An 11,852-nucleotide genomic window follows, 5' to 3' on the forward strand; every position below is an offset into this window, starting at 1 on the left:
TAAACATAAAGAAAAAGAGATCAAAATGTGCTATTTTTCCATCACAACTAAATTTTTTCCAATTTGGCTAAATGCGCGATTAGCCATTTAATACCTTGTCCCTGAAAAGCGATTTGTAATCGGGTATTATTATCAGCCCCCTCAACATTAATCACTGTTCCCTGACCAAATTTTTCATGTTTCACCTTTTGTCCAACTTTCCAACTATTATCCGATAAATCAGTTTTGACGATAGAACCCACTGCACTTCGGTTATAAGCTCGAGTCACTGTGCCACGTAAACGAACTTCTTGAATACATTCTTGCGGTAATTCAGCAATAAAACGAGAAGGAATATGTTTTTCGTCTTTACCATACAAGCGGCGAACTTCCGCATAACACAATGTCAATTTCTGTTTTGCTCGAGTAATCCCTACATAAGCTAAACGGCGTTCCTCCTCCAAACGTGCCAAGTCTTCACCCGAACGAAAACTTGGGAAAAGCCCCTCTTCCATACCAACAATAAATACTCTTGGAAATTCTAAGCCTTTCGCTGAATGCAATGTCATCATTTGCACACAAGGCTGGTGAGAGGCTGCTTGTTCTTCTCCTGCTTCCAAAGAGGTATGTGTTAAAAACGCCACTAAATCAGACATATCTTCAGCCTCATCCGGTTTTATAAATTCTCTCGTTGCGGTAACCAACTCCTCCAAATTTTCAATTCGCACTTCCCCTTTGTCCCCCTTTTCCTGTTTATACATGTCATATAAACCGGAATGTTTAATCACAAAATCAGTTTGTACAAATAGGGGCATTTCTGCGGTTTCTTGTTGTAAGGAATTGATTAATTCAATAAAACGTAACAAAACAGTTACCGAACGGATAGGAATTAAATTTTCTTGAATAGCAAGCTGAGTTGCTTGCCATAAAGTCACTTGTCTTTCACGAGTTAAATTACGCAAAATATCTAAAGTACGCTCACCAATACCTCGTGGTGGCGTATTTACAACACGTTCAAAAGCCGCATCATCTTGTCGATTGGCAATTAAACGCAAATACGCTAAAGCATCTTTAATCTCTTGTCGTTCAAAAAATCGCATACCGCCATAAATGCGATAAGGAATTTTAGCCCTGAGAAATGCCTCTTCTATCACACGAGATTGGCTATTGCTACGATATAAAACTGCACAATCATCAACCTTACCGCCGTTATCCAGCCAATTTTGTACCTGACCGGAGACAAACAAAGCCTCATCCAACTCGTTAAAAGCCGCATAAATCCCCACAGGATCTCCTTTTTCACCCGCAGTCCAAAGATCCTTACCTAACCGATTACTATTATTGGAAATTAAACGGTTTGCACTTTCTAAAATGTTGCCGGTTGAACGATAATTTTGTTCTAAACGAATAATTTTCACTTTTGCAAAATCTTTAAGAAAGCGATGAATATTCTCAATTTGAGCACCACGCCAACCATAGATAGATTGGTCATCATCTCCGACAATCATTACATTGCCCTGCGAACCGGCTAATAATTTAATCCAAGCATATTGAATTTTATTAGTATCCTGAAATTCATCGATCAAAACGTGCTGAAAACGCTGTTGATAATATTGCAAAATATGTGGATTTTTTAGCCACAATTCATAAGCTCTCAATAATAATTCAGCAAAATCTACTAGACCTGATCGATCACAAGCATCTTGATAAATTTTATAGATCTTGATCCACTCTCGCTCTTGACGATCATTATTATCTTCAATCTGATGAGGGCGTAATCCTTCTTCTTTTTTATTATTGATATACCAACAAGCTTGTTTATAGGGAAAGGCTTTTTCATCATATTGATGCAATTTCATCAAACGCTTAACTAAGCGAAGTTGATCTTCACTGTCTAAAATTTGAAAATCCTGTGGCAATCCGGCATCTGCGTAATGGGATCGCAATAAGCGATTGGCAATACTGTGAAAAGTGCCAATCCACATACCGAATAAACGTTGATGGGAATAACGAGCTAACGTTGCCTCAATACGATGACGCATTTCCGTCGCTGCTTTATTGGTAAAAGTTACCGCCATAATACTTGATTCAGGTATTTTTTCTACCGCACTTAACCAAGCAATACGATACGTTAATACTCGAGTTTTTCCGCTTCCAGCACCAGCAAGTACGAGATAATTCCCCAAAGGTGCAACAACAGCATTGCGTTGTTTTTCATTAAGATCATTAAGTAATTCTGAAATATCCATTGTCGCCCATAAACTGTGTTTTTATACAGTTGATTATATTGTTTTAACCGGAAAAAGCAAGATAAGAATCACCGAATAAATGCTGAAGCATATTTCGCCAACTTTCCTTCCCAAATTTCCAATCCATTTAAATATCAAACAAATTTCCTACATAAGTCGAATATAAACGGTTATTTCTTCTCTATCATGATAAAGATGTTTTGCTTGTATTTGGAAAGATATATGTTGTTCATTTAGTCTTTCTTTAATTTGTTGTAAACACCGCTTAACCTCAAAATAACGCTTTTTCATAGGTAATTTTAAGTTAAAAATAGTTTCCTTACACCAACCTTTGACGAGCCATTGACTGATTAAATCAGCAATTCTACGTGGCTGTTCAACCATATCGCAAACCAGCCAGTCAATTTTACAATGCTTAGGAGGCCGAAATTTAAAGCCATCTTCAGCACAATGTTCAATTCTGCCGGTCTCATGTAGACTTGTTGCCATTTTGCCATGATCCACTGCATACACAAAAACACCTCGTCTAACCAATTGATAAGTCCACCCTCCCGGACAAGCCCCTAAATCAACAGCATATTTATTTTCGTTAAAACGTGTTGCTTCTTGATTGGGGGGAATAAAATAAAGAATTGCTTCTTCTAATTTTAATGTTGAACGACTAGGCGCTTCTGCCGGAAATTTTAGTCGTGGAATCCCCATAATATGTTCAGCATGGTTATTGTTATAGGAATAGCCAATGTAACAACTGTTGGATTGAGTGAAAAAAATATGCAGAGTAATACCGCTCTTTTTGTTTTTTGCTTGTAGCCAGCCTTGCTTTCTGAAAGCTTGTCTAAGCGGTACAGTAAATTTTCGACAAAAAGCGGCCCGTGTTTTAGCTTCATTGGTATCGGCGGTTTCTACCCAAATATCACTACTCTGTTTGAGATTGAGGATTTTTTCTTGTTGACGATAATATTCAATAATCGGACTGATACGATCTTGCACGGAAAGATTACTAATAAGATCAGATACGACAATCAGTTGGCGAGCAAAAATCAGTTGACTAAATGTAATCTTTCTAGCGAGGAGATCCGCCTCACCGATTTGGTAACATTCAAAAATAACATAACCTGAATTTTCTACTACTCTGGCAAAGCCAAAAACACCAAGTGCGGTGGCTTTTTCGGTTATTTCCGCCGCCAATTCTTTTTCAAAGCCACTGCGGCAATATAACGCTAATTTATTCATGTTTATTTTGCTTCATTGCATGCATAATCCATTGACGGAATGCGTTAATTTGTTCTGTATTGGTTCGATTAAGAGAATTTACCACATAAAAAGATTTTGGATCCGGTAGAGAGATAGATAACACAACTTGTAAGTTTCCGTTCTCTATTTCGTGTTGAGCAAGAATTTTATTTGCCAACACAATACCTTGTCCATGCACAGCGGCTTGTAATGCCATAAATGTATGACTAAATACCGGTCCATGTCGAATATCTAATTTATCCAGTTGAAGTAAATTCGCCATATTACGCCAGTTATCTCTAGTATGAACATGAATAAGATTATGCTGATACAAATCTGTTGCTTGCGTAACAGGTTGTTTAGCGAGTAATTTAGGGGAAGCCAAAATCAACAATTTTGCCTCTGCCAATTTTTCAACTTGTAATCCTTCCCAATTTCCTTTGCCATAATAAATGGCAATATCAATTTCATTACTCAAAGGTATTTCGTCTTGATCAACCCCTTTTAATCTCACCTCAATATCCGGATATCGTTGATTAAATTCACTTAATTTTGGTACAAGCCATTGCATACCAAAAGTTTGCGGAACGCTAATTGAAAGATATTGCTCATTTTTCTGAGCCATTAATTTTGTTGTAGCATCGGCTAAATTATTTAGAATTTTGCTGACATCGGAAAAATAAGCCCGACCCAAATCGGTTAATTCTAATGTTCTATTTTTACGCTTAAATAATATAACACCTAAAAAATCTTCTAATAATTTTATTTGATGGCTAACTGCAGCCTGTGTAACAAAAAGTTCATCTGCGGCTTTAGTAAAACTTAAATGCCTTGCTGAACTTTCAAAAGATTTCAATGAATTTAAAGGAGGCAAACGTTTAATCATCATTCTTCCCAATTGTATTGTTTAAATTATAACGGTTGAAATTGCTATCAGATTAGTTTTTCTAATACCATATATAAAAAAATATATCTTGTCTGACCTATCCATTCTCCATAGAATGCACGCATACTTAACGATTGGTAATTCCTTACTGGTTAAAGAGTTTCGGACTTAAGTATGATGTTGTGTTTGCATATTGTTCGGGAAACCGAACCGAGTAACAAATTTTAAGTTACTCATTTACTTCCTGTATGTATATTTAAACCGTTTTTTAGGTTATGTACCGCTCTTTATGAGCGGTATTTTTTTATGGGCAAAATTCTATCATAAAATTTCCCATCTCTATCATTCCGAGCGATAAAAATCCCTTTATATTTTAAATATCCAGTTTCCAACCTGATGAGAATAGTGTAGATTAAATTCACTATTTTATAAACATCAAGAAGGAAGTAAAAATGAATAAAAATATTGATTGGGAAAATCTCGGTTTTAGTTATATCAAAACAGATTATCGTTACATTGCTTATTGGAAAAATGGAGCATGGTCAAAAGGTGAATTGATACAAGATAATGTTTTGCATATCAGTGAAGGTTCAACCGCACTCCATTACGGTCAACAATGTTTTGAGGGCTTAAAAGCCTATCGTTGCAAAGACGGCTCAATTAACTTATTTCGCCCTGAACAAAATGCACTACGCATGCAAAAAAGTTGCCAACGCTTGTTGATGCCCGAAATTCCGGTGGAAATGTTTGTCGATGCCTGTAAACAAGTCGTCAAAGCAAATGCAGATTGGCTAGGTCCTTACGGTTCCGGTGCAACACTTTACTTACGCCCATTTTTAATCGGTGTTGGTGATAATATCGGGGTCAGTCCGGCTCCTGAATATATATTCTCAATCTTTTGTTGTCCTGTTGGTGCATACTTTAAAGGCGGTATGAAACCGACTAACTTTATCGTTTCTGACTATGATCGTGCCGCACCACAAGGCACTGGAGCAGCAAAAGTGGGGGGAAATTATGCCGCCAGTCTTTATCCGGGGAAAATGGCGAAAACACGTCATTTTGCAGATTGTATTTATCTTGATCCGACTACACACAAAAAAATAGAAGAAGTTGGTTCTGCAAACTTCTTCGGTATAACTAAAGACAATAAATTTATTACTCCATTATCGCCGTCAATTTTGCCAAGCATTACTAAATATTCTCTACTCTATCTGGCAAAAGAGCGGTTAGGAATGGAAGTGATTGAGGGCGATGTTTATATTGATCAATTAGATCAATTTAAAGAAGCCGGTGCATGTGGAACAGCGGCAGTCATCACGCCTATCGGCGGTATTCAATACGGCGATCATTTCCATGTATTTTATTCTGAAACTGACGTAGGTGAAATAACAACAAAGCTTTATAATGAGCTGGTCGGTATTCAGTTTGGTGATGTTGACGCACCAAAAGGCTGGATTGTTAAAGTAGAATAATAAAAAATACACAACTAATCTGCAATTTAATCAAGTAACTTTCCGATGAAATTGCAGATTTTTTCTGACATAAAAATATCTTAACGTTGTTCCAATGAATTTAAATAATCCAAGACAATTTGATGATGATCCGTAGTTTTAAATTTATCAAAAACTTGTTCAATTTTTCCCTGTTCATCAATTAAAAAACTAATGCGATGAATACCATCAAAGATTCTTCCCATAAACTTTTTTTCTCCCCAAACACCGAATTGTTCTGCCACAATATGTTGCTCATCTGAAAGAAGATCAAAATTCAATGCTTTCTTTTCTATAAAATTGGCTAATTTTTTCGGCGAATCCGGACTGATACCTAAAATAACAACACCTTTATTTTCTAGCTCTGCTTTGCTATCACGCAACCCACAGGCTTGCTTTGTACAACCAGGCGTCAACGCTTTCGGATAAAAATAAACCAATACTTTTTTACCGTGAAAATCTTCAAGACTAATCGGTTTACTATCTTGATTTAATAGACTGAAGTGCGGTGCAAAATCGCCGGCTTTTAATGTTTTCATAAAATATTACCTTTTAAAAAATATAAAAAAATACTTGCAAAGTGTTGCCATTTTAACGATCCTAAACGGACTTTTTCAAGCTAATATGCAAACATAATAAGGAGATTTTATGACCACACACAGACCTTTATTCTACGGTAGTATCACCGCACTTATTACGCCAATGGATAATCATGGGGAAGTTGATTTTAACGCATTAAAAAAACTGGTTGAATACCATATTGCTTCAGGAACTCACGCTATCGTTTCTGTCGGTACAACCGGAGAATCCGCCACATTAAGCATCGCTGAAAATGTGAAAACAATTTTAAAAACTCTTGAGTTTGCCGATGGAAGAATACCTGTTATTGCAGGTACCGGAGCAAATGCAACCAGCGAAGCGATTACGATGACCAAGCTGTTAAATGATAGTGGTGTTGCAGGTTGTTTATCCGTTGTACCTTACTACAATAAACCAACTCAAGAAGGTATGTATCAACATTTTAAAGCCATTGCAGAATGTACGGATATTCCACAAATTCTTTACAATGTCCCGAGTCGTACCGGTAGCGATCTATTGCCTGAAACCGTTGGTCGTTTAGCTCAAATTAGTAATATTATTGGAATTAAGGAAGCGACAGGTGATGTCAGCCGTGTAGCGAAAATTAAACAGGCGGCGGGGGACGATTTCATTTTTCTCAGCGGTGATGATGCAACAGGGCTTGAAAGTATGAAACTTGGCGGTCAAGGAGTCATTTCCGTCACAAATAATATTGCCGCCGCTGATATGGCAAAAATGTGTGAATTGGCATTAGCCGGAAAATTTGATGAAGCAGAAATCATTAATGATAAATTAAGTGCTTTACATAAAGATTTATTCATCGAATCAAATCCTATTCCGGTGAAATGGGCGGCTTATAAATTAGGATTAATTCCTGAACCGATATTACGTCTTCCACTGACAACTTTAAGCGAACAATCGCAACCAAAAGTTATTGAAGCATTAAAAAATGCCGGATTGCTATAGTCTTCTTACTAAACATTAGGGTCTGCAAACGACCCTATTTTTTAACCGATTTCTAGGTTAAGTGCGGTTGTTTTGAAGGGCAAAATAATTTTTATTTTTTTCTGAAGGTTTGTATTGTATAATTCGTCACCTAATGTCATGCGTACAATCTACGCTTATCTTTTTACAAAATAAGGACTTTTTATGAAATACAAACTGTCGTTAGCGTTATTATTTACGCTTCCAGCCTTTGCCCATGCGGGGGGGGTAATTTCAACTTTTACGGCAAGGCGGGGATTGATTTAACCTCTCGTTTTGAGACTATGAGAATAGTATTAAATTACAATAAAGATGTAACAAATCTTCCTACAAGCTCAAGACAAAACACCTTCTCACCAAGTCTCTTTCTTGAAGCTACCTACAATATTTTACCGCAAACGGAAATCGGTCTCGGACTAGGCTATATTAAACGAAAAGGGTTCGATCATCATGCGACTTGGCAGATCACACCTGAAGGTAATTACGGAATAGGTGGAGATGTTAATGTAATTGAAAAATATAGAATAAATCGCTATTCTTCCCTACCAATTTATTTCACACTGAAACAAAATTATGCCTTTAATGCAAATAGCAAATTTTATCTAAAAGGCGATATCGGTTATTCAATCAACAAAATTGATAATACAAAATATATTTACTATACAGATCTAGATCATAAAACTACAACGACTAATCGCAATATGAAAGCCCGAAACGGTCTATATTTGGGTTTAAGCATCGGTGTTGAATATAAGTCTTTCTTAGCAGATATTGGATATTATCATGCTCATGCAAAAGTCAATTATGAAAGTAACGGCTACTATTCATGGCATCCTTACAACAACGACGCCATACGTTTAACGCTTGGATTTAAATTCTAAACAATACTAAACAGAATAAATCTTCAAGCCAAACTTTTACCATAAAAATCCCTATTGAAATATTATTCAATAGGGATTTTAACATGTTCAATCGGTTAAATCTTTATGAAACCGCTACATCATACCAAAATAAAGTGCCATTACCACCGCACTTTCCCGCTTTCCGTCAGGTAAAGGATAATAATTTTTACGAATATCCACCTCATTAAAACCCAAATTGTGATATAGCTGTCTTGCCTTAATGTTCGTTTCTCTCACCTCAAGCCATAAGGTTTGTATATTACGTTCTAATAATTGTTGAATTAATTCTTTCAGTAATTCTTTTCCTAACCCCAATCCTTGATAATCAGGATCGACGGCAATATTAAACAACGTTGCCTCATCTAACACAAGATGACAAATGGCAAACGCAACAATTTTGCCATTAACCACTTTCTTTAAATTAAGATAATGTTCGCCTTGATTATTTTTTAATGTGCCTAATGACCAAGGAACAATATGTGCTTTTTGTTCGATCGCAAATAATTCGGCAAAATCTTGTTCATCAATATATGAAATCATTTTCTATATTTCCTGAATTTGCTGCCAAAACTGACGTTTTTCCTGAGGACTTTGCTTTAATCTCTCAAGTTCATTACTTTTCCAACAAGGCATATATTGCTTATCGCTTAAAGTGCGGTCTATTTTCTGTTGATCGTTTGTGAGTAACCAATAAATCACTTCATGTTCGACTTGAAGATAAGGCAAAAAATCAAAGTCAATACATAAACAATCTTCTTTCATTAGCTCAAGACTACGAAAAATATCTTGTAAAAACGGTTGTTCTTTTAAAACCGGCTGTTCAGAAATCATAATCAAACGAATATTTTTTGCCACAGAGACATTTACCAACCCTTTTAAAATCTCGGGATGGCGTAATTTCCACTGTGAAATACCCATTTCTTGTAAGAGTTTATCTCGTCTGTTCATTTCTATTTTCCTAAATAACAGGCTATTTTAAACCGTAACCGAAATGAGGTTAAGCAATAATTGTGTCCATTTTTAGCTCTTGGATTTGATATAAAGTGAAGAAACTCAACCGTAGAAGATCAAACCTAAATAAGAAATCATTAAATTAGTTTTGACCTTCTACACTCCAGTAGAATTTTAATTCAAACTTTTTGTTCGAGAAGAACGCTTACGAGAAGATTTAATTTTATGAATTGGAGAAAGCTTCACAAAATCAACTCCTTCCGCTGGATTTTCTAGTGCAATTGTTAAGACTTCATCAATAGTGTCAACCGCATGAATAGTTAAATTATTTTTCACATTTTCAGGGATTTCTTCCAAATCTTTGACATTTTCTTTGGGTATAATCACCGTTTTAATACCACCTCGATGAGCTGCTAATAATTTTTCCTTCAACCCACCAATCGGTAATACTTTGCCACGTAAACTAATTTCCCCCGTCATTGCTACTTCAGATTTTACCGGATTACCGGTTAAACAAGAAACCAACGCTGTACACATAGCAATACCCGCACTTGGTCCATCTTTCGGAGTCGCACCGTCCGGTACATGAATGTGAATATCACGTTTTTCATGAAAGTCATTAGCAATACCTAACTTTTCAGCTCGAGTTCTTACAACAGTCATCGCAGCTTGAATACTTTCTTTCATCACATCGCCCAAAGAACCGGTATAAATCAATTTACCTTTACCGATTACAGATGCCGTTTCTATTGTTAATAAATCACCGCCAACTTCGGTCCAAGCTAATCCAGTCACTTCACCAATGCGGTTTTGTGTATCTGCTCGACCAAATTCAAAGCGTCTAACCCCAAGATACTCTTGCAAATTGTTAGAATTCACTTGAATAGATTTCAAACTTTTATCTAATAGCAGATTTTTCACTGCTTTGCGACAAATTTTAGAAATCTCTCTCTCTAAAGAACGAACACCGGCTTCTCGAGTATAATAGCGAATAATATCTAAAATAGCCTCTTCATTGATAACCAACTCATCAGTCTTCAATCCGTTACGCTCAATTTGTTTATTCAATAAGTGACGTGTCGCAATATTGAGTTTTTCATCTTCCGTATAACCGGAGAGACGAATGACTTCCATACGATCCAGTAAAGGTGCTGGAATATTCATTGAGTTGGACGTAGCAACAAACATTACATCAGATAAATCATAATCGACTTCAAGATAATGATCATTAAAATGTGAATTTTGTTCAGGATCTAGCACTTCCAATAATGCAGATGCTGGATCACCTCGATAATCCATTGCCATTTTGTCAATTTCATCAAGTAAAAATAGTGGATTTTTTACCCCCACTTTTGCCATTTTTTGAATTAATTTGCCAGGTAAAGAACCTATATACGTTTTACGATGTCCACGAATCTCTGCTTCATCTCGCACACCGCCTAATGCCATGCGTACATATTTACGCCCCGTTGCATTGGCAATAGAATGCCCTAGCGATGTTTTTCCCACACCCGGAGGGCCAACTAAACATAAAATAGGGCCTTTTAATTGATTTAAGCGACTTTGTACCGCTAAATACTCCAATATACGCTCTTTAACACGTTCTAAGCCATAGTGATCCGCATCTAAGGTTTCCTGTGCTTTGGCAAGATCTTTTTTAACTTTAGTTCGCTTATGCCAAGGAACTTGAACCATCCAGTCAATATAACTACGCAAAACCGTTGCTTCGGAAGACATTGGCGACATCATCTTTAATTTTTGCAATTCGGCAAACACTTTTTCACGAGCCTCTATCGGCATCTTAGCCTCTTCTATTTTCTTGCGTAATTGCTCAACTTCATCAACTGTGTTTTCATCATCATTCAGCTCTTTTTGTAATGCCTTAATTTGTTCATTCAGATAGTAATCACGTTGATTTTTTTCTATCTGTTTTTTAACTCTGCCACGCACACGTTGTTCAACTTGCAATATATCGGCTTCGCTTACCATTAATCCTAATAAATATTCAAACCGTGCCGACAAATCTCCTATTTCTAGGATATTTTGCTTTTCATTAATAGATACCGGAAGATGAGCTGCAACCGTGTCACTTAATCTCTCTATATCATTAATACGTCGCAATGCAGAAATAATATCTGCGGGAATTTTTTTATTTAAATTCGCATATTTTTCAAATTCGGATAAAGTAATTTTCTTCAATACACTTAATTCTTTCTCATCACTCCATTGTGTTTCAATTAATTCGTGAGACGCTAAGAAGAATTCCCCATTATCTTGCAAATCAATAAGTTTAGTTCTTTGTTGTCCTTCAACAAGAACTTTTACAGTACCATCCGGCAATTTTAACAATTGAATAATATTGACTAATGTACCAATCTTATAAAGATCAGCGATCTTAGGTTCTTCAATGTCAGGTTTTCTTTGTGAAACCAATAATAATTGCTTATTATTTTCCATCGCCTCCTCTAAACTACGAATAGACTTGGGACGACCAACAAACAATGGCATTACCATATAAGGAAAAACTACCACATCACGCAATGGTAGAACCGGAAGATGCTCTAGCTTAGTTCGTTTTGCGTTCATATAATTTACTCTC

10 protein-coding genes are annotated in these 11,852 nt (G+C 36.3%); 3 read left to right on the forward strand and 7 right to left on the reverse strand.

Going from position 1 to position 11,852, the window contains the following annotated elements; all coding sequences use genetic code 11:
- Positions 1-47 precede the first annotated feature (47 nt).
- The 3 genes from uvrD to HSM_RS09155 form a co-directional block, all read right to left on the reverse strand.
- The gene (gene uvrD, locus HSM_RS09145) at positions 48-2,228 is read right to left on the reverse strand and encodes a DNA helicase II (protein WP_012340879.1); all 2,181 of its coding nucleotides are present in this window, start codon (positions 2,226-2,228) and stop codon (positions 48-50) included.
- 147 nt (positions 2,229-2,375) lie between these two features.
- The gene (gene rlmM, locus HSM_RS09150) at positions 2,376-3,461 is read right to left on the reverse strand and encodes a 23S rRNA (cytidine(2498)-2'-O)-methyltransferase RlmM (RefSeq protein WP_012340880.1); all 1,086 of its coding nucleotides are present in this window, start codon (positions 3,459-3,461) and stop codon (positions 2,376-2,378) included.
- Positions 3,454-4,347, reverse strand: a complete 894-nt coding sequence (locus tag HSM_RS09155; RefSeq protein ID WP_012340881.1) for a transcriptional regulator GcvA — start codon at positions 4,345-4,347, stop codon at positions 3,454-3,456. The genes rlmM and HSM_RS09155 overlap by 8 nt, the downstream gene beginning before the upstream one ends.
- 434 nt (positions 4,348-4,781) lie before the next feature.
- On the opposite strand from HSM_RS09155, the gene HSM_RS09160 reads away from it, so the two are divergent.
- On the forward strand, positions 4,782-5,819 hold the full coding sequence (locus tag HSM_RS09160; RefSeq protein WP_256692754.1) for a branched-chain amino acid aminotransferase: 1,038 nt from the start codon (positions 4,782-4,784) through the stop codon (positions 5,817-5,819).
- 80 nt (positions 5,820-5,899) lie between these two features.
- Here the strand turns inward: HSM_RS09160 and bcp are convergent, their stop codons facing one another.
- Positions 5,900-6,376 carry a thioredoxin-dependent thiol peroxidase gene (bcp, locus tag HSM_RS09165; RefSeq protein WP_012340883.1) on the reverse strand — a complete coding sequence of 159 codons (477 nt, stop codon included), beginning with the start codon at positions 6,374-6,376 and terminating at the stop codon, positions 5,900-5,902.
- 109 nt (positions 6,377-6,485) lie between these two features.
- On the opposite strand from bcp, the gene dapA reads away from it, so the two are divergent.
- Together dapA and HSM_RS09175 are read left to right on the forward strand one after the other, a co-directional pair.
- Positions 6,486-7,382: a 4-hydroxy-tetrahydrodipicolinate synthase gene (gene dapA, locus HSM_RS09170; RefSeq protein WP_012340884.1), complete on the forward strand. Its 897-nt coding sequence runs from the start codon at positions 6,486-6,488 to the stop codon at positions 7,380-7,382.
- Between the two features lie 302 nt (positions 7,383-7,684).
- Positions 7,685-8,281 carry a hypothetical protein gene (locus HSM_RS09175; RefSeq protein WP_012340886.1) on the forward strand — a complete coding sequence of 199 codons (597 nt, stop codon included), beginning with the start codon at positions 7,685-7,687 and terminating at the stop codon, positions 8,279-8,281.
- 114 nt (positions 8,282-8,395) lie between these two features.
- Here the strand turns inward: HSM_RS09175 and rimI are convergent, their stop codons facing one another.
- The 3 genes from rimI to lon all read right to left on the reverse strand — a co-directional run bounded on the left by rimI (position 8,396) and on the right by lon (position 11,839).
- Complete coding sequence (gene rimI, locus HSM_RS09180; protein WP_012340887.1) at positions 8,396-8,842, reverse strand: ribosomal protein S18-alanine N-acetyltransferase; 447 nt, start codon at positions 8,840-8,842, stop codon at positions 8,396-8,398.
- A gap of 3 nt (positions 8,843-8,845) precedes the next feature.
- Positions 8,846-9,250, reverse strand: a complete 405-nt coding sequence (locus HSM_RS09185) for a DNA polymerase III subunit psi (protein ID WP_012340888.1) — start codon at positions 9,248-9,250, stop codon at positions 8,846-8,848.
- 177 nt (positions 9,251-9,427) lie between these two features.
- Positions 9,428-11,839, reverse strand: coding sequence for an endopeptidase La (gene lon, locus HSM_RS09190; protein WP_012340889.1), 2,412 nt, complete (start codon positions 11,837-11,839; stop codon positions 9,428-9,430).
- Positions 11,840-11,852: the final 13 nt, after the last annotated feature.

Origin of the sequence: Histophilus somni 2336, assembly GCF_000019405.1 — a bacterium.
GTDB lineage: Bacteria > Pseudomonadota > Gammaproteobacteria > Enterobacterales > Pasteurellaceae > Histophilus > Histophilus somni.

Coding starts and splice junctions, on each gene's coding strand:
- bcp (WP_012340883.1), bottom strand. CDS start 6,376: ATGAAAACATTAAAAGCCGGCGATTTTGCACCGCACTTCAGTCTATTA.
- HSM_RS09175 (WP_012340886.1), top strand. CDS start 7,685: ATGAGAATAGTATTAAATTACAATAAAGATGTAACAAATCTTCCTACA.
- rimI (WP_012340887.1), bottom strand. CDS start 8,842: ATGATTTCATATATTGATGAACAAGATTTTGCCGAATTATTTGCGATC.
- dapA (WP_012340884.1), top strand. CDS start 6,486: ATGACCACACACAGACCTTTATTCTACGGTAGTATCACCGCACTTATT.
- uvrD (WP_012340879.1), bottom strand. CDS start 2,228: ATGGATATTTCAGAATTACTTAATGATCTTAATGAAAAACAACGCAAT.
- HSM_RS09155 (WP_012340881.1), bottom strand. CDS start 4,347: ATGATTAAACGTTTGCCTCCTTTAAATTCATTGAAATCTTTTGAAAGT.
- lon (WP_012340889.1), bottom strand. CDS start 11,839: ATGAACGCAAAACGAACTAAGCTAGAGCATCTTCCGGTTCTACCATTG.
- rlmM (WP_012340880.1), bottom strand. CDS start 3,461: ATGAATAAATTAGCGTTATATTGCCGCAGTGGCTTTGAAAAAGAATTG.
- HSM_RS09185 (WP_012340888.1), bottom strand. CDS start 9,250: ATGAACAGACGAGATAAACTCTTACAAGAAATGGGTATTTCACAGTGG.